Genomic DNA, 19,885 nt, shown 5'->3' on the forward strand with positions numbered 1-19,885 from the left:
GTTTACATACAGGTCATTGACCATTGACCATTAACCTTTAAACAAAATAAGATTATTCAAATGGATGACATTATTAAGAAAATATCTGAGACAATAAAGACTACGACACAGATTGATCCTGAATTATTCAACGTATATAATGTCAAACGAGGGCTCCGTAACGAAGATCACACAGGGGTAGTGGTCGGACTTACTAAAGTCGGGGATGTAGTAGGGTATGAGCGTAATGAGGATGGCTCTCTCAAAGCCATTCCTGGTAAACTTATGTACAGAGGCATCAGTCTCGAAGAAATTGTACGGGGAGCTCAGCACGAAAACCGCTTGGGATTTGAAGAAACAATATACTTGATTCTTGCAGGCTATTTGCCCGACAAGCAAGAGTTAGATAATTTTTCTACCATGTTGAGCCGGACTATGGATCTGAATCAGAAGATAACGATGCATATTCTTGATCTCGAAGGGCAGGATATAATGAATATTCTGGCTCGTTGTGTGCTGGAGCTATATACTTTCGATGAGGCTCCGGATGATACATCAGAAGAAAATCTGGTTCGTCAGTCACTAAATCTAGTGGCAACCTTTCCTACTATTATTGCCTATGCCTATAATGCATTGCGGCACAATGTCGGCAAATCGCTTCATATCCGTCATCCGCAGGAGGGTTTGTCTCTTGCCGAGAATTTTCTGTATATGATGAAAGGTCATAATTATACACCTCTTGATGTAAAGATACTCGATTTGGCACTCATGGTTCATGCCGATCACGGTGGAGGTAATAATTCTACGTTTACGGTACGTGTGACCAGTTCGGCCGGAACCGATACTTATTCATCCATTGCTGCCGGAATCGGTTCATTGAAAGGTCCATTGCATGGAGGAGCTAATCTTCGTGTCGTAGATATGCTGAAACATATAAAGAAGAATGTCAAGGATTGGACTGATGTTGATGAAATAGATACTTATCTCAAAAAGATATTGAATAAGGAGACATATAATAAAACAGGACTTATATATGGTATCGGGCATGCTATCTATACCATATCCGATCCGAGGGCTGTCCTTCTGAAAGAAATGGCTCGGGATCTCGCAATAGAAAAGGGACGTGAGAAAGAGTTTAATTTTATGAGCTTGCTCGAAGAACGAGCTATTAAAAACTTTATGGAGTTTAAAGGTACTAATGTAAAGAAACAAGTCTGTGCCAATGTCGATTTCTATTCGGGATTTGTCTATGATATGATTGGTCTGCCACAGGAAATATACACACCACTTTTTGCAATGGCTCGTATAGTAGGATGGTGTGCGCACCGTATTGAGGAACTCAATTTTAAAGAACGGAGGATTATACGTCCGGCATATAAGAACGCATCAGATGTGAAAAAATATAAAGAGATAGATAAAAGAAATAAACAATAGACATAAACCAAAACCTAGAACTAAACCTAATTTGAATTATTAACCTATTCTAACCTTCGAAAAAACGAAGATTATTCCTTATCGGATAGTTTTCGTTTTTTTTTATTGTTTATATTTGTTTCATAAATATAGATGTAATTTATGTGTTGATATGAAACAAATAGTACTTGTTATTGGAGGTATATATGGTATGCTTTCTATTATATTAGGAGCTTTTGGTGCTCATGCGTTCAAAAATCTGCTGACTCCGGACAAATTGGATAGTTTTGAAGTCGGAGTGCGTTATCAAATGTATCATGCTATAGTCTTACTCATAATCGGTTTATTTCTTAATTTAGAAACATCGATAGAAAAATGGACAGCATGGAGTATTATTATCGGAACTTTCCTCTTTTCGGTAAGTATCTATCTTCTGGCATTTGCTGAATATTGGAAGATAAATCTGAAATTTTTAGGACCGGTAACTCCATTGGGCGGACTTTTTATGATTGCAGGTTGGGCTTTACTTATAATTAGCTTTGTTAAAACGAGAATCTGAGAATTTTATGAAGGTAATACCTATATGAACATTTCCGTCTGAAAACCCCTAATAGAGAATGTTTTAGTTTGTAATTGTGTCCGAAATAAATAAAATCACATAAAATATTAAAAATTGTCCGTTTAAATTTGGATATTTGAAATGAAAAATGTATGTTTGCCATGTTTCAGTGCAAATATAGAATCTATAAAAATATAACAGGACAATCTCTTGTTATATTTTTTCTGCTCTCTAAACGGCTGTCAATTACTGTCTTGAAATAAAGGCATAAAAATATTTTAAAAAAAGGCATAAAAATATTTGGAGTGTATTGTAAAAGGGACTACTTTTGCACTCGCTTTAAGACCGAGAGACGGTCACTAAGAAAAGCGAAAAACGAGAAGCGATCTTTGAAAGATTTGAAAAGGAACAAAAAAATATAGCATTAGACGGGTGATACGGTCTTACGATCGGTATCAACTCTAAGTCAATACCTAGAGTCAATAAAGAGGTTAGAATAATTCTGAGAATATAAAAAAGATATACAAAGAAGAGTTTGATCCTGGCTCAGGATGAACGCTAGCGACAGGCCTAACACATGCAAGTCGAGGGGTAGCATGAAAGTAGCAATACTTTTGATGACGACCGGCGCACGGGTGAGTAACGCGTATGCAACCTACCTACTACAGGGGAATAGCCCGAAGAAATTCGGATTAATGCCGCATAATACAGGGGCACCGCATGGTGATATTTGTTAAAGATTAATTGGTAGTAGATGGGCATGCGTTCCATTAGCCAGTTGGTGAGGTAACGGCTCACCAAAGCAACGATGGATAGGGGAACTGAGAGGTTTATCCCCCACACTGGTACTGAGACACGGACCAGACTCCTACGGGAGGCAGCAGTGAGGAATATTGGTCAATGGGCGAGAGCCTGAACCAGCCAAGTCGCGTGAAGGATGACTGCCCTATGGGTTGTAAACTTCTTTTGTACTGGGGTAAAAAAGAGGACGTGTCCTTTCTTGCAAGTACAGTACGAATAAGCATCGGCTAACTCCGTGCCAGCAGCCGCGGTAATACGGAGGATGCGAGCGTTATCCGGATTTATTGGGTTTAAAGGGTGCGTAGGCGGGGATTTAAGTCAGCGGTGAAAGTTTGAGGCTCAACCTTAAAATTGCCGTTGAAACTGGGTTTCTTGAGTGTATTTGAAGTAGGCGGAATTCGTTGTGTAGCGGTGAAATGCATAGATATAACGAAGAACTCCAATTGCGCAGGCAGCTTACTAAACTACAACTGACGCTGAAGCACGAAAGCGTGGGTATCAAACAGGATTAGATACCCTGGTAGTCCACGCAGTAAACGATGATTACTAGCTGTTTGTGATATTACAATAAGTGGCTAAGCGAAAGCGATAAGTAATCCACCTGGGGAGTACGCCGGCAACGGTGAAACTCAAAGGAATTGACGGGGCGCACAAGCGGAGGAACATGTGGTTTAATTCGATGATACGCGAGGAACCTTACCCGGGCTTGAAATGCATCTGACCGATCGGGAAACCGATCTTCTAGCAATAGCAGATGCGTAGGTGCTGCATGGTTGTCGTCAGCTCGTGCCGTGAGGTGTCGGCTTAAGTGCCATAACGAGCGCAACCCACATTGTTAGTTACTAACAGGTCAAGCTGAGGACTCTGACAAGACTGCCAGCGTAAGCTGCGAGGAAGGTGTGGATGACGTCAAATCAGCACGGCCCTTACGTCCGGGGCGACACACGTGTTACAATGGGGGGTACAGAGGGTTGCTACTTGGTGACAAGATGCTAATCTCGAAAGCCTCTCCCAGTTCGGATTGGAGTCTGCAACTCGACTCCATGAAGCTGGATTCGCTAGTAATCGCGCATCAGCCATGGCGCGGTGTATACGTTCCCGGCCTTGTACACACCGCCCGTCAAGCCATGGAAGCTGGGGGTACCTGAAGTACGTAACCGCAAGGAGCGTCCTAGGGTAAAACTAGTGACTGGGGCTAAGTCGTAACAAGGTAGCCGTACCGGAAGGTGCGGCTGGAACACCTCCTTTCTGGAGAATGTTCTAACTGGATATATAACGTTAAAGTTATTATCACCCAATGTCTAGTGTATTATATAAAAAAGAGTTTCTATCAAATCGACAAAATAAAGAGAAAAAAGGAGCTGTTAATCACAGTTACCGGGTAAGAAAAGAAACAAACAGCCAGTCCTATAGCTCAGTTGGTTAGAGCGCTACACTGATAATGTAGAGGTCGGCAGTTCAAATCTGCCTGGGACTACGAAGTAAATAAGCCGGATAACGGGCTTCATTTAACGGGGGATTAGCTCAGCTGGCTAGAGCACCTGCCTTGCACGCAGGGGGTCAACGGTTCGAATCCGTTATTCTCCACAACAGCTAAGACAATTAAATAATAGTCAGCTCTTAAAAGAGCAATTAGCGAAAAGATCTTTGACATGATGTAAAAAAGAGCAAGTAAAAAAAACGAGTATATATCAAACCGTACTTTACCGGCAACGGTAAAGAACAGGCGAAGAGAAAAAAGTAAAAAAGGGCACATGGGGGATGCCTAGGCTCTCGAAGGCTATGAAGGACGTGATAAGCTGCGAAAAGTTACGGTAAGGTGCAAATAACCTTTGACCCGTAAATCTCCGAATGGGGCAACCCGGTATGCGAAGAGCATATCATCCAGCTAGACTGGAAGCAAACGTGGGGAACTGAAACATCTAAGTACCCATAGGAAAAGAAAACAAAAGTGATTCCGTAAGTAGTGGCGAGCGAACGCGGATTAGCCCAAACCAATATTGTTTCGGCAATATTGGGGTTGTAGGACTGCGCTGTGGCAAGACATAAATGTAGTGGAAATATCTGGAAAGATGTATCAGAGAGGGTGATAATCCCGTACACGAAACGTTTATTAAGCCTAGCAGTATCCTGAGTAGTGCGGGACACGAGAAATCCTGTATGAATCTGCCGGGACCATCCGGTAAGGCTAAATACTTCCGAGAGACCGATAGTGAACCAGTACCGTGAGGGAAAGGTGAAAAGAACCTCGAACAGAGGAGTGAAATAGACCCTGAAACCATGTGCCTACAAGCGGTCGGAGCTGGCAACAGTGACGGCGTGCCTTTTGCATAATGAACCTACGAGTTACTCTCATTGGCAAGGTTAAGTACTATCAGGTACGGATCCGAAGCGAAAGCAAGTCTTAACAGGGCGCCATAGTCAATGGGAGTAGACGCGAAACCAAGTGATCTACCCTTGAGCAGGTTGAAGGTTGGGTAACACCAATTGGAGGACCGAACCGGTAAGCGTTGAAAAGCTTTCGGATGACTTGAGGGTAGGGGTGAAAGGCTAATCAAACTTGGAGATAGCTCGTACTCCCCGAAATGCATTTAGGTGCAGCCTCGGCGAATTACTTATGTCAGGTAGAGCTACTGATTGGATGCGAGGGCTTCACCGCCTATCAAGTCCAGATAAACTCCGAATGGGCATAAGTTAATACCGGGAGTGAGGGCATGGGTGCTAAGGTCCATGTCCGAGAGGGAAAGAACCCAGACCATCAGCTAAGGTCCCCAAATACATGTTAAGTTGAATTAACGAAGTGTTGCCGCTAAGACAGCTAGGATGTTGGCTTGGAAGCAGCCATTCATTTAAAGAGTGCGTAACAGCTCACTAGTCGAGTGGCGATGCGTGGATAATAATCGGGCATAAAACATGTTACCGAAGCTATGGGATAAATATTATCGGTAGGGGAGCATTCTGTTCAGCGTCGAAGGCGCAGCGTGAGCTGCTCTGGAGCGGACAGAAAAGCAAATGTAGGTATGAGTAACGATAAAGGAAGTGAGAAACTTCCTCGCCGAAAGACTAAGGTTTCCTGATCAACGCTAATCGGATCAGGGTAAGTCGGGCCCTAAGGAGACGCCGAACGGCTAATTCGATGGATGAAACGGTTAATATTCCGTTACTGGCTTTAAGAGTGATGTGGGGACACAGGAGTGAAACTGCTGCCAACTGACGGAATAGTTGGTTAAAGGGTGTAGACGTTGATTTTTGCAGGCAAATCCGCAAAAAGAGTCGAACCTGAAAGTATGAGGAACCATTGGTGAATCAATATGCAGGTAAACAGACTGTCAAGAAAAACCGCTAAACGCTAATCTTAAAGTCACCCGTACTAAAACGGACACACGTAGTTGGGTTGAGTATACTAAGGCGCTCGAGTGATTCACAGTTAAGGAATTAGGCAAAATGACCCTGTAACTTCGGGATAAAGGGTGCCTGTCAGCGATGGCACGCGCAGAGAATAGAAGAAGGCAACTGTTTAACAAAAACACATGGCTATGCAAATTAGAAATAAGACGTATATAGCCTGACACCTGCCCGGTGCTGGAAGGTTAAGAGGAGAAGTCATCAGCAATGAGAAGCTTTGAATTGAAGCCCCAGTAAACAGCAGCCAGTAACTATAACGGTCCTAAGGTAGCGAAATTCCTTGTCGGGTAAGTTCCGACCTGCACGAATGGTGTAATGATCTTCTTACTGTCTCAACTGTGAGCTCGGTGAAATTGTAGTATCGGTGAAGATGCCGATTACCCGCGATGGGACGAAAAGACCCCGTGAACCTTTACTATAGCTTTACATTGAATCTGGGCACTTGATGTGTAGGATAGGCCGGAGACTATGAAGCGGGCACGCTAGTGTTTGTGGAGTCACCCTTGAAATACGGCCCTTTAATTGTTTGGATTCTAACCTATTGATATAGGGACACTGTATGGTGGGTAGTTTGACTGGGGTGGTCGCCTCCAAAAGAGTAACGGAGGCTTCTAAAGGTGCGCTCAGAACGATTGGTAACCGTTCGTAGAGTGTAATGGCATAAGCGCGCTTGACTGGGAGACTAACAAGTCGATCAGGTAGGAAACTAGAGCATAGTGATCCGGTGGTTTCAGTATGGAATGGCCATTGCTCAAAGGATAAAAGGTACTCCGGGGATAACAGGCTGATCATTCCCAAGAGCTCATATCGACGGAATGGTTTGGCACCTCGATGTCGGCTCGTCACATCCTGGGGCTGGAGAAGGTCCCAAGGGTTGGGCTGTTCGCCCATTAAAGTGGCACGCGAGCTGGGTTCAGAACGTCGTGAGACAGTTCGGTCTCTATCTATCGTGGGCGTAAGATATTTGCGGGGATCTGACACTAGTACGAGAGGACCGTGTTGGACGCACCGCTGGTTTACCGGTTGTTCCGCCAGGGGCATCGCCGGGTAGCTAAGTGCGGATTGGATAAGTGCTGAAAGCATCTAAGTACGAAGCCAGCCTCAAGATAAGATATCCTTATAAGGGTCGTTGTAGACTACGACGTTGATAGGCTACAGGTGTAAAGGCAGTAATGTCATAGCCGAGTAGTACTAATTGCCCGAAACTTTTTCGTCAAAACTTCGCCTGTGTAACAGGTTTGCTACATACAAATTTTTAAAGACTTGTTCTTTTACATCACGTCTTAATATATAAGATCAAAGATATTAAGGTGGTTATAGCGTTGGGGATCCACCTCTTCCCATTCCGAACAGAGAAGTTAAGCCCACCCACGCCGATGGTACTGCAATTATGTGGGAGAGTAGGTAACCGCCCTCTTTTAAAGACAAAAAGTCCTGAGTAATTTTTTACTCGGGACTTTTTTGTTAATAAATACTTTACCGAAATATAAGGCTTAGAAATATACAGTTTAACATTGTTGCTACTTCCTATTAATGATGATCTGAGAAGACTGATTAATTGACCAGAAAATGTATATGAGCCTGTTCGGAAGCTATGCTAAAACCTTATTTATTAAACTTTTCTACAGTTCTTTCTTTTATTCAATCTTAAGACAAAGGCAGAAAAGGATTCATCTCTAATGTTAATAACATTCTGTTTACTTATTATTCCGCGATTTCTGAAATGCCTTTGGTGTAGTACCAAACTCTTCTTTAAAGCAAGATGAAAAATATCTTGGATTTGAGAAACCACAAGCGTATGCAACTTCCGAAATCGTGATGGAGTTATCCCCTAGCATTTGACATGCATGCTTCAATCGTATATTGCGAATAAATTCAATAGGAGATAGGCCTGTCGTAGCTTTGATTTTTCTGTATAAAGACGATTTCGACATGCACAAGTCTTGAGCCAGATCATTGATTTCGAATTCAGTGTCAAGTATCCGGTCTTGTATGATAGATATAGCCTGACTCAGAAATTGTTGATCAATAGGGGAAGTTTCCAGCTTGTCTGTATCTATATTTGAGTCAAGTTTGAATTCCTGTTGTTTGATCTGTTTGTTTGAGAGGAAGTTCTGTATACGTGCTTCCAGTACCTTAAGTTCAAAAGGTTTAGCTATGTATCCGTCAGCTCCTGCATTATAACATGCTATTCTATCATCGGGGTTATTCTTTGCCGTAAGTAGTATTATTGGTATGTGGCTGGTCTTGATATCAGATTTTAGAGTCTGGCATAGAGTCAGTCCATCCATTTCGGGCATCATTACATCACTCACGATTATATCTATGTCATTATTTTGAATGACAGACATTGCCTCAGATCCATTCGATGCGGTTATTACTCTTCTGTATCTCGAGAAAATCTGAGACATGAGGGTTAGCAGTTCTTCATTGTCCTCAACAATCAATAGTTTGTTATCATCCACTTTCAACTGTTCATTCGTACTTTCTGTTAAGCTAAATGATGCTTCCTCAATAAGATGATTGTAGGTATTTTCTAAAATTGGAAGCTGTTTAGAGGAATCAACTTCTGTATCCGAATAACAGTTTCTATCAATAGGAAGGCAAATTGAGAAGGTTGAGCCCTTATTTATCTCACTTTCTACATCTATGGTTGCATGGTGTAGTTGCAGAAGTTCTTTGGTTAAGGCCAGCCCGATACCATTTCCTTCCACTCCTTTTTTACCTTTGTGGCTAAAGAATCTGTTAAAGATTAATTTCAGGTTATTAGGGTCTATACCTATGCCTGTATCACTAATCCGGATGATAATATATTGGGATCCTTCTTTTTTCTGCAGCTTTAAATTTACCGTTATTAGTCCTCCTTCATCTGTATATTTGTAGGCATTGGATAGAAGGTTAAATATGACTTTCTCTATTTTGTCGGCATCGAAGAATGCCGGTATTGAATCTTCATCTGTAATGAAAGAAAAATTAATATGTTTTTTATTCATCAGAGGTTCGAAATTTGTTTCACATAATTCTCTGATGAAGGTAGATATGTCTCCTGAACTAACTTTTAGATCGAGTTTACCACTTTCAAGTTTTCGAAAATCAAGAATCTGTTGAATTAGACGCTTAAGTTTATTCAGATTATATCTCATCTTGTTAAGTTGTGGTATCTTATTAAGATATAATATTTCGATATCGTCTATCAGACACGAAATAATTGTGATAGGAGTCAGGAAATCGTGTGAGATATTGGTGAAGTAACTCAATTTGGCTTGAATTAGTTCTTCCGATTTTTCTTTTTCTATCTGAGTAATACGCAATTCGTTTTTCAGCATCATCTGCTTTTGCGTCTTTATATAAATGATGTATAGTATGGCAATGATGATAAATGTGTATAATAAATATGCCCACCATGTTTCGTACCACATGGGTGCTTTTATTATAGAGTATGAACTTATGGTGTCGCTCCATAAGCCGTTTATATCCGTTGCTCTAAGTTCAAGTGTATAAGACCCCTTAGGGAGTTTGTTATAGAATGCAAATTGACGTTCACCATTTGTGTATATCCAGTCATCATCTATCCCTTTTATTCGGTATGCATATAATACTTTATGGGGATACGAGTAATTTAGTGCAGAAAAATCAATCCGGACATTCTTTGCATCATTACCTAATCGGAGTACTCTTTTTTCTTTATCTAAACTATAGCTGTCGGGCAGCAACGCATCGAGAATAGAATTGTTATTAATATTTACATCTGTTATCAGAACCTCTGTTTTTTTTGCTTTTTCAGACAGACGGCTGATATTGTTAGTCAGACGTGTGATACCTCTGTTTCCTCCATAATAAATATATTTACCTTCGGAGTAATAATATGAGTTTACCGAGAGAGAATTCACAATAATATCGTCTTCTGGTGTATAAGCTATTTTTCCTTTATTTAGAGGGTCATATTCGATAATGCATTTGTTTGTTGAGATCCATACATGATTTTTTGAGTCTACAACAATATTCTGTATTCCTTCGTTGATATAGCCGTAAAATTCGCTTGAAATATTATTTATCAGCAAATTATGGGAGTTGACTATAAAAATGTTTCCTTCTTTGCTGCCTATCCATATATTTGTTTTTGAGTTATCAGCACTGATACACTCAATGTCATTGCTGAGCAGTGTGCTGTTTTCTTTGCTTAGATTTACCAGGTTCTCGGCTTTCAGAGAGCCTCCGATTTTGACAGGGGTAAATTTAAAGATACCTTGTATTCTTGTACTGATCCAGATATCTCCCTGTTTATCCATTGTTATACCTGATGCATCTTTAATATTTATATCTATTTTCTGTATGTCCTCACCGTAGGGTTTGTAAAATATTCCGGTAGAAGTGGTTATCCATAGTATTTTTCTGTTATCTTCAAATATCTGCTGAATATAGCCGCCACCGATTTTTTCAAGGTCATATGTGCGGTCTAATAGGAGATTATTGTTGACTTTTTTTATTACATATATTAGTGAAGAGTATTCCGAACAAACCCATACAACATCAGGTTCTGACGAGAATTTGTTTATATAAACGATACTGGTTATTCCTTTTAGATTTTTCAATGAAGGAAACTCATTAAAAAATCTGAGTGTATTGTCTTTGTGGGAATATATCCCTAATCCCCATCTGTTTTGTCCGATCCACAAGTCTCCGTCTCCATCTTCGTATATTGCTTTAATGTCGGTTGTTAAACCTCCCGTCTGAGATTTAATCATCGGAAACGGATAATTTTTTATAACCGGGTTGTTCAGATTTATAATGTATGCACCTTCATTAAATGCTGCTATCCACATATTGCCTTCAGTATCTTTTTGTATCGTACTGAATATGTTATTCATTTTAGAAGTCACATTATTCATGTCTATAATGCTAAACTTGCCATTTTTATAGTCGACAACAGTTAATCCCTGATGTCCTACCATCCAGTAATAGCCGTATTTATCATCCTGTTGTATTCCGAAAATAGCCGCGAACCTACTTTTTTCGTTAGCATTATCAGCACTAACCGGGGTATACATCTGAGATGGTTTTTCCGGATGCATCATATATATACCATCATCCCAACTTGTTATCCAAAGCTGTCCTTTTTTATCCTGAAACATTTTGAATGGGTTGTTATCATCCCCGATTTTGGGCATCGCATCCCATTTATCTTTTTGCGAATTATACCTATAGAGTCCCTGTTGCCAGAATAGGCTCCATATTTCACCCTTGTTATCCATAAATATGGAATTGACACTGGTTTTAGGCAGATACAGATCGTATGTTTTACATTCTTTCCAATCGGGTGAACATCGTACCAGCCGCTCGTATGTACCAATCCAGATATATCCTTTTTTGTCAATGACTATCGATCTTATTTCGGTATTTAGTTCAGGAAAATTGAGGCTCGATATTCTATTTGTGTTCGGATCCAGTATATTTATTCCTTTCCATGTACCTATAAGAAGTCTTCCTTTACCATCTTCTGTGATGCAGCGTATATCATTGTTCGATAACAAATCGGGACTTTTGGCACTCGACCTGTATACATGAAGACGATATCCGTCGTATCTGCATAATCCATCGCTTGTGCCTAACCACATTATCCCGTCTCTATCCTGAAACATACACCTTACTGAGCTTGAAGGTAGCTGTTTACCCAAAGGAAAAAGATTAGCATAGGCATATTGAGCAGAAACAGGCCTGATCAGTATGATGGCGAATAAAACAAGAAGTCTGATTATATTTTTCATGATCGATAATGAATATATATAAAGGTAACATAAAATCAGTGACCGTTGATCAGTTCGAAGTTTCAATTAAGGTCTCAGGCTTATTTCTTAACTTTACAAGCATAAGCAACAGTAGGTTATCGCTTTAAAGCAAGTCTTTAAATACTTTCTGTTACCTTATTAATTCTCAATTAAGCTGAAAAGGTAACAAAAGTAACATCCTTTATGTTCAGCTTTCGATTGTTTCCTTTTTCCCCGGCTGTCCCCTAAAGTGGATTTGTCTTTCTCTCGAGAAACCACTTTAGGGGGTGGGGTATTTGAAAAAGGTTACAAAGGTTACACGAAAAATGTATTATTCCTGATGTTTCCTTTTAAGTAACTGAAAGTCATTTTTTCTTTATCTGCTATTTTTTTAATTTAAGGATTTGCAGATTTTCTTTATATAGATAAAATTGTATAAAAAGGCTCAATGTTTATTTAACCTTCTGATATACTCTTACATAATCTATCTCGTATTTCAAAGGAAAAGCTGTATCGTCGGGTATGCCTCCGTTTACTCCACCTATTGCCAGATTTAATAACAGGTAATGAGGTTGGCGGAATGGATTCTTCTTCTTACCTAAAGATCCGTTGAATGTTTTATCTAAAGGTGTTTCATTCAACAACTCGTTATCCAGATACAGGCGTATATAATTTTCGTCCCAATCCATACGCCAGATATGGAATTTATCTGCCCAGTTCGGATCTTTTTTCAGGAAATGAGAAAACGGGATCTTCGAAGAGTTCCATTCTGCAGTGAATCTTTTGTCTGTGCCCCATGCTGTATTAGCCAAAATATGAGGAGCCCCGTCTATCTGATAGTATTCCAGAATATCTATCTCTCCGTTGGAAGGCCATTCCATCGAATTTCCCAGCGTCCAGATAGCAGGCCATGATCCTTTTGCTGTAGGTATTTTTGCTCTGATTTCGAAACGTCCGTATTTGAATTCTTTTTTACCTTCGGTTTTTATTGATGACGCAGTATATTCGGCATACTCTCTGTTCTTTCGCCAATCGTTACTGCCTGCATCGTAATTTGAATTTTTGATTCGTTCTTTTTTTCCGCTTATAGTCAATACTCCATTGCTGCATTTTGCGTTTTCGGGTTGGTACCATTGAAATTCTTCATTCCGGGTGAATCCTTTTTCATGACTCCAGACTTTCGGGTCGGGATGTCCCTCTCCGTTAAATTCGTCATTCCAAGCAAGCTTGTATCCTTCATATTGAGTTGGTGCAGAATTATCAGCACTTATCTGGTCAAATATATTTAGGTTCCAGTTGTCAAACCATTTCAGCACAGGCATTCCATTTTCAAACAATATCGGGAGCCATACATATCTGCCGTCAATCGGATTATTAGGTCTCCATCTATCCGCCATGAATATAAAAGCATCTCTTTTGCCTTGTACAGGAAGGATGTATGTGCTTTGTGAGTTGAATGTGAGTTCTGCATTTTTACCGATACAGGGATTTGGGTGCAATGTCCATGTACCCATAATGTTGTCGGCAGTCAATAGGCGTGCAGCATTCGGATCCCAGCCTGTGCATCCCGATGTAATCATAAAATATTTACCATCTTTCTTAAAGATAGCCGGAGCTTCGTTATGTCCTGCCGGTTCTATGCGGATATACCTTCCGGTGTATCCCAAATAATCATCGGTTAACTCGGCAATCTGAAGTGTCAGATTATCCTCTGATGAATAAATATGGTATGCTTTGTTGTCATCGTCTACAAAGAGAGTCATATCGCGGGACATTTGTCCTCCCTGAAAATCACGACGGGTAAATAACCCTTCTTTGATAGCTTTTCTCCATTCAGGAGTCCACCACTCGAAATCTTCCGGTCTATCTTTTATTTGTTTCTGTGGATCGGTCATATTTTCCGGCCATTTTCCGGCATTGACACGATTATTGTTCAATAGTTTGTATGGTCCCGAAGGATTATCGCTCACAGCTACTGCGGTATGAGCTGCTTCGTAGCCTTTGTCTTTCAGTTCGAGGTGAAAGTACATTACAAACTTTCCGGTTTTAGCGTTATAGATAACCTTCGGCCGTTCTATTACTGATCCTTTTGTTATAGGGCTGTTTTTATCCTCAGATACAGGAAGTGCAACTCCTTCGTAATTCCAGTTGTACAAATCATCCGAAGAATAACAAGTTACACCTACTAATGCAGCATTGGTGTTTTCCCCCTTGTGCTCGCCAAACCAATAATATTTGCCGGCATGATAAAGAATTCCTCCTCCATGAGCATTGATAATCTTCTCATTGTTATCGAGCCATAGGTTACCCGGATAAAAAGAAGATCTTTTTTCTGCAGATACCCAAAAACAGCTGGATAGCAGAACATACAATACTAAGATATGTTTTATAAAATTCATATTTTATTGATTTATAGAAGCTAATAAGACTTCCTGTAGAAATCTTATTAGCTTCACATTTAAGGTCTCAGACCTATTTACTAACTCACTTAATTGTTCAGAATGATTCTAAATCGCAATCTTATTTTTCAGCAGGCTGATCAGCTACTAACGGCCAATACGGATTTTGATAAATCGTTGAAGACGAAAGATCCGAACCGCTTGTTGTCGTTAGTTGGAATTGTTTGATCATGATAGGCTGTAGATAGTGAGCCATTTTCCAAGTCATACCGTTATAAGCAGCCTGAGCACTGTATCTTTCGAAAGGACGAAGATATTCACTCTTGTCTTTTGACGATGTATTTGCGTTTTCGCTTCCATCGGCAATCAGGTTGTTATACCAGCTTTCCATCGGTGTATTCCACAAGTGGAAACCTTCGATGTGGTATGGAGTGGTCATCAATTGATCCATCGACCGCCAACGGCACAGATCCATATATCTCAAACCTTCGGCGATTAATTCGCTGCGACGCTCCCTGCGTATGTTATAAAGCGTAGCATCTATCAGATTTCCGGCAGAATATGCTCCCCAGTCATTTTCGGCTTCTTTAGCCATTACTGTTTTGCTGATTGTATTGTCTATATCTGTAGAAACATGAGAGCGTTGACGTATGATAGTCCAATATTCACGCGCAGTACCATCCAGAGTTCCTTTTCTTACATAACTTGCTTCCATGTAATTAAGAAGGGCTTCTGTTGCTCTGTAACAGATAGCTGCAGTGTAGCCTCCTCCGTTAGCATAGTATTTTTTGTTGAATGATCCACCCTTACGCAGAGCATAGCCGGTTGCATATCCACGCTCGCCGTCTCCGTTTGTGATAGCTGGGTAAGGTTCAACTAATACAGCTTCTGTACCTTCTGAGTTATCAAGTTCAAACAGAATATTGTTTTGTCCCGGTTCTTTCAGGAATATTGACAGACGAGGGTCTCTGTTTGCACGAACATCAGCGATTGTTTTATCACCTTTGTAATATCCGTCTCCGGCTGCATATGTTCCATGAGAATAAACGGGAGTACCATCGGCCATCAAAAAGCTGTTAACCAATCCCCTGGTAACTCCTATGCGATAATTACCGCGTCCCGCCGCTGAATTCACATTATGTGTAGATAAGCCACGACCATACTGGCGCCATAACAGAACTTCCTGCACACCGGACAAATCTTCTTGAGCAAACATATCGAAATATGGGTTTGCTGCGTCTGTAGCCGATTGTTGTAATGTTCCGGTATTTACTGTTAGCTTGCCTTTATACTCTTCTGCTACTTGTTTCGAAGCATCCATTGCCTGATCAAGGAAATAGTTGATTTCTTCATCTATACTACCGCTTGGATATTGGTATCCTGAGTTATAATCTTTCTGAGCTCCCGGCCAGTCTGTTCCATTCGGTACAAATGCCGTTCCCTTGAAATATTTGAGCCACGTACCTTCAAAAAGAGCTACTCTCGATTTTAAAAGAAGTGCTGCATCTTTGTTGATACGTGTTTTTGCCGTACTACTTTCCGACAATAATGTGATTGCCTTGTCAAGATCCGAAAGGATGAAGCGGGCAACTTCATTGCGTGGTTTACGTTTGCTGGCTTCTGTCAATACAGCTGAATTATCTGCAAGAGGTTCTGTTATGATCGGAAAGTCTCCGAACATCTGGTAACGTTTAAAGTATTCACAGGCACGTAAGAAATACATTTCTCCGATGTAATGTTTTATTTCGGGAAGACTACCTGTGATCGTATTTGCCGATCCGCTTAAATCTTCTCCATATCGGGGAGTTACCAGCGAAAAGAAATAATTACAACGATAAATCATTTCGAACTTCCAATTGTCGGTTTCATTATGGGCTACTTTCCACCGATCGGATGTATAACGGTCGTGAGCCGAAACCCCAGTCTGATTATCTGTATTGTTGTCTTCTCCGAAAATACCATAACTCCAGTTACTGTGTGATGGTAAAATATCAGCATACAGGTTATTTGCATAATAAGCAAGCTGATTAGCTTCAGTCAATGTATTCTCGGGAGATGCATTGGACTGTGGTTCCTTGTCCAAAAAATCATCACAGGAAGATAATCCTCCGGTAAGGGCGAGTAGGAGAGAACCTATAACTATTTTTCTATATAATTTCATGATAATATCTTTTTATAAAGTTAGACTAAGACCAAATGACCAAGTTTTAGAAAGAGGATAAGCATTTCCTCCGTTTTTGATAAATTGATTTGCGCCGCTACCAGTATCTCCACCATCTACAGTTTCAGGATCGAATAGCTTAGATAATGATGTTCCTGTCCACAGATTTTCGCCTGAAACAAAAATTCTGCATTTACTGATAGATAGTTTCTGAGTTAGTGAAGCCGGTAGGGTATAACCAATTTGAAGATTTTTCAATCTTATATAAGATGCATCTTGCAAATATCTGGTCTGAGCCTTGTGGTTTTTACCTGCTCCGTTACTTCCCCAACCGAATAAAGGACGAGGGTAATAAGCATCCAAATTTGCAGGTATTTCATTATTTAGACCCGAAGCTTCTGCTCTGAAGTAATCGCCATGTTCTTTAAGTCCTGTAGACCACCATTGATCTTGTACCGCACCCCAGAACATATTACTGTTCATCCAAATGTCACGTTTCATTACACCTTGGAAGAATGCTCTGAAATCGAGTCCTTTCCAGTCAGCCGAAAGGTCTATCCCGAAGAAGTAACGAGGAGTACTGTTCCCGATCACTTTCAGGTCTCCATGATCGTCTATGGTTCCGGCTCCTTCCGATATTCCTGCTTTTCCATCGAGGTCAGCATACATGATATCTCCGGCACCCCATTCAGAGCCGAATGATTGACCGCCTACTTTAGCAAGGTGAGCATCCATTTCTTCTTGAGTTTTAGCGATTCCTACAGTCTGATATCCCCATATTTCACCGGTTTTACGTCCTCCGACATATGACCAAATAGAGTTGGTTGTATTTCCGGGATAGCTTTCTATAGTAGTTTGTGCATCAGATAACATCATTTTGGCACTGTATCCAAAGCCATTTTTCAGACGGTCATTCCATGATAATACAAGCTCCCATCCTGCGGTCTTTAGGTCACAGTTATTTGTTTTTGGAGCGGTAATACCTATCACAGCAGGAAGCTCAGGAGCTGGTCCTACCATGTTATCCGTGAATCGATTGTAATAATCGAATGATCCGGTTAAGCGGTTGTTTAGCATTCCCCAGTCTAGTCCCACATTCCATGTTCTTACAGTTTCCCATGTCAACATTGTACTTATAAGATCTCCGATTTTGGCTGTATTTGGTTTTACACCATTTTGCAACCATCCGCCATTGGCGGCTTTCAGCTCCATTTCGCGATAGGTCGGATACCAAACATTTGTATTTTGGTTGCCCAGTTCTCCGTAAGAAGCACGTAGTTTCAACATACTTACTGTTTTTTCAAATGGCTGCCAAAAGCTTTCACGTGCAATATTCCATCCGGCCGAGAATGATGGATATAAATCCCATCTGTTTCCTCTGCGAAAACGAGAAGTTCCATCGTAACGCATATTTACTTCTGCGAGATATTTTCCGTCATAGTCATAATTGATACGACCGAAGAATCCGGCGGTTGCCCATTCGTTTCTGTATCCGCCTACTTCCGGTATTTTATCTGCTCCAAGCCCGTCTAAACTGCTTATCAGGTTTAATTCGGCCAAATCTTCTAATAACAAACCATATCCTTTTGCACTGAAAAACGATTGTTTCATTTCGTCAGCCTGAAAACCTCCCATAACTTTGAAGTTATGATTTTCATTAAATGTTCTGGTATAATCTGAGAAAATGTTGATATTCCAGTAATTTTCTTTTTTATGGTCTTGGTACAAACTGTTTGTTCCGTTTGTATCATCAATATCTCCATTAACCTTGTGGTTATAGTATGGCAATGATATTTCGCGTACATCTGTAGTATTAGTACTATAGTTGAATTCGAAATGGGTTTTCCAGTCTTTTATAGGTTCTAAGATAAATGCACCCTGATGATATATCTTGTCTGTTTGGCTTGTGCGTTTGCCTCCCAGAGCCAATTGCATAGCCGGAGTTTGTGCATTACTGTTATGATAAAAGCCGTTTTCGTCATATATAGGAAGGTTAGGCCATGTTTGGCGGCCGATTTTTTCGTATAACCCGTCGTTAAAAGCAGTTGGTCTCCAATTATCTACGCGGATATAGCGTAAGTTATAGCTGAAGTCTAGCCAGTCTGTCATCTCAGCATTAATTTTGGCTGTAACGTTGTAGCGCTTTAGACCATCGTCACCCTGACGTAGCAATCCATTCTGATCAAGGTAACCTAAGGCTGTATAGTACGTGATCTTTTCTGATCCACCGCTTAAGCTAATATTATGTTCCTGAGAGAAACTATTGTCTTTGTATATTTCCGAATACCAGTCAGTATTAGCATATGCTTCAGTAAAGGGGTCTCCTGCCGGCTTTCCCCATACAGTACCGTTAGTAGGAAGTCCGCCTTTGCTTGTTCCGCCTTTAGCCTGAAAATCGAGCATTTTTTGCATTACATCATTTGAGAATACTGTTCCCCAACCTACACCTTTTGCTGCTGTATTAAAATAATTAGCGAAGGTATACGAATCCATCATCTTCGGTAGGTTTATGGGGCTGTTGATCCGGAAACTATTGTTATAGTTAATAGATGCTTTACCGCTTTTACCTTTTTTAGTTGTTATTAAAACAACTCCGAACGGAGCTCGCGATCCATAAATAGATGATGCTGCAGCATCTTTCAGAACTGATATATTTTCGATGTCCTGCGGGTTGATAGTATTAATATCTCCTTCCATACCATCTATTAATATCAAAGGAGACCCACTGGATCCTTCCCCTATAGTACCTGTTCCACGAATATTTATATTCATGTTTTTATCCAGTGATCCATTATTAGTCGATATCTGTAACCCCGGTACAAGCCCTTGCAATGCCTGTGTTGCATTACTTACAGGGCGAGAGTCTAGTTCCTTGGCTGTGGCTATACCTACAGATCCGGTGAGATTTACTTTTTTCTGTGTCGCAAATCCGACTACTACAACATCATCTAGCACTTTACTGTCTTCAACCAATGAAATGTTTATTACTGATTGATTTCCGACAGATACTTCTTTTGTTGTATATCCCAGATATGAAACGGATAAGACAGCATGAGAAGCGGCATTTAATTTAAATTTCCCATCAATATCGGTTAAAGTTCCGGTTGTTGTCCCTTTAATTGAAACCGATACTCCGATTAAAGGTTCCCCTTTTTCATCTATAACGGCTCCTGATATCGATCGTTCTTGAGCTAAAGCACTGAGAGTGCTCAGTAAAGTCAGCATAATCAAGAAAACTGTTTTTCGAATACTCTTATACAAAGAGCATTCTACTCTTTTCGGCGAGTTTTTCTTCATAGTAAAAATAATTAATTGATAATCCGTGATAATATTAATAGTTTTAGGATGTTAGTGAGTATTAACACATTTTGAGCTATTTGCAAATATGATAACACATGACCAC

General features: G+C 40.4%; 6 protein-coding genes, 2 tRNA genes and 3 rRNA genes. 7 read left to right on the forward strand and 4 right to left on the reverse strand.

What is annotated here, in order from left to right; all coding sequences use genetic code 11:
* The first annotated feature begins 60 nt into the window (after window positions 1-60).
* From AABJ51_RS00830 to rrf, 7 genes are all read left to right on the forward strand, one after another.
* On the forward strand, window positions 61-1,413 hold the full coding sequence (locus AABJ51_RS00830; protein ID WP_338374001.1) for a citrate synthase: 1,353 nt from the start codon (window positions 61-63) through the stop codon (window positions 1,411-1,413).
* A gap of 151 nt (window positions 1,414-1,564) precedes the next feature.
* A complete protein-coding gene (locus AABJ51_RS00835) occupies window positions 1,565-1,951 on the forward strand; it encodes a DUF423 domain-containing protein (protein WP_338374003.1) in 387 nt (128 codons plus the stop codon).
* A gap of 523 nt (window positions 1,952-2,474) precedes the next feature.
* Window positions 2,475-4,000, forward strand: a 16S ribosomal RNA gene (locus AABJ51_RS00840).
* Window positions 4,001-4,155: 155 nt separating this feature from the next.
* Window positions 4,156-4,229: transfer RNA gene (locus tag AABJ51_RS00845), tRNA-Ile, on the forward strand.
* Between the two features lie 36 nt (window positions 4,230-4,265).
* Window positions 4,266-4,339, forward strand: a tRNA-Ala gene (locus AABJ51_RS00850).
* A gap of 147 nt (window positions 4,340-4,486) precedes the next feature.
* Window positions 4,487-7,371 (forward strand): 23S ribosomal RNA (locus AABJ51_RS00855).
* A 92-nt stretch (window positions 7,372-7,463) separates the two neighbouring features.
* Window positions 7,464-7,574: ribosomal RNA gene (gene rrf, locus AABJ51_RS00860) — 5S ribosomal RNA — on the forward strand.
* The 16S, 23S and 5S rRNA genes sit together here with 2 tRNA genes alongside, the layout of an rRNA operon.
* A gap of 280 nt (window positions 7,575-7,854) precedes the next feature.
* Here the strand turns inward: rrf and AABJ51_RS00865 are convergent.
* The 4 genes from AABJ51_RS00865 to AABJ51_RS00880 all read right to left on the reverse strand — a co-directional run bounded on the left by AABJ51_RS00865 (window position 7,855) and on the right by AABJ51_RS00880 (window position 19,779).
* Entirely contained in the window at window positions 7,855-11,922 is a 4,068-nt protein-coding gene (locus tag AABJ51_RS00865) for a two-component regulator propeller domain-containing protein (RefSeq protein ID WP_338374004.1), read from the reverse strand.
* A 452-nt stretch (window positions 11,923-12,374) separates the two neighbouring features.
* Complete coding sequence (locus AABJ51_RS00870; RefSeq protein ID WP_338374006.1) at window positions 12,375-14,321, reverse strand: family 43 glycosylhydrolase; 1,947 nt, start codon at window positions 14,319-14,321, stop codon at window positions 12,375-12,377.
* A gap of 121 nt (window positions 14,322-14,442) precedes the next feature.
* Complete coding sequence (locus AABJ51_RS00875; protein ID WP_338374007.1) at window positions 14,443-16,482, reverse strand: RagB/SusD family nutrient uptake outer membrane protein; 2,040 nt, start codon at window positions 16,480-16,482, stop codon at window positions 14,443-14,445.
* Between the two features lie 12 nt (window positions 16,483-16,494).
* Window positions 16,495-19,779, reverse strand: a complete 3,285-nt coding sequence (locus AABJ51_RS00880; protein WP_026627257.1) for a SusC/RagA family TonB-linked outer membrane protein — start codon at window positions 19,777-19,779, stop codon at window positions 16,495-16,497.
* Between the last annotated feature and the right edge of the window lie 106 nt (window positions 19,780-19,885).

The sequence above is a fragment of the Indolivaga capnocytophagoides genome (genome assembly GCF_036511535.1).
Taxonomy (GTDB): Bacteria; Bacteroidota; Bacteroidia; order Bacteroidales; family Dysgonomonadaceae; genus Dysgonomonas_A; species Dysgonomonas_A capnocytophagoides.

Excerpts from the sequence above, each read along its gene's own strand:
- AABJ51_RS00830 (WP_338374001.1), top strand. The coding sequence starts at position 61 with ATGGATGACATTATTAAGAAAATATCTGAGACAATAAAGACTACGACA.
- AABJ51_RS00835 (WP_338374003.1), top strand. The coding sequence starts at position 1,565 with ATGAAACAAATAGTACTTGTTATTGGAGGTATATATGGTATGCTTTCT.
- AABJ51_RS00865 (WP_338374004.1), bottom strand. The coding sequence starts at position 11,922 with ATGAAAAATATAATCAGACTTCTTGTTTTATTCGCCATCATACTGATC.
- AABJ51_RS00870 (WP_338374006.1), bottom strand. The coding sequence starts at position 14,321 with ATGAATTTTATAAAACATATCTTAGTATTGTATGTTCTGCTATCCAGC.
- AABJ51_RS00875 (WP_338374007.1), bottom strand. The coding sequence starts at position 16,482 with ATGAAATTATATAGAAAAATAGTTATAGGTTCTCTCCTACTCGCCCTT.
- AABJ51_RS00880 (WP_026627257.1), bottom strand. The coding sequence starts at position 19,779 with ATGAAGAAAAACTCGCCGAAAAGAGTAGAATGCTCTTTGTATAAGAGT.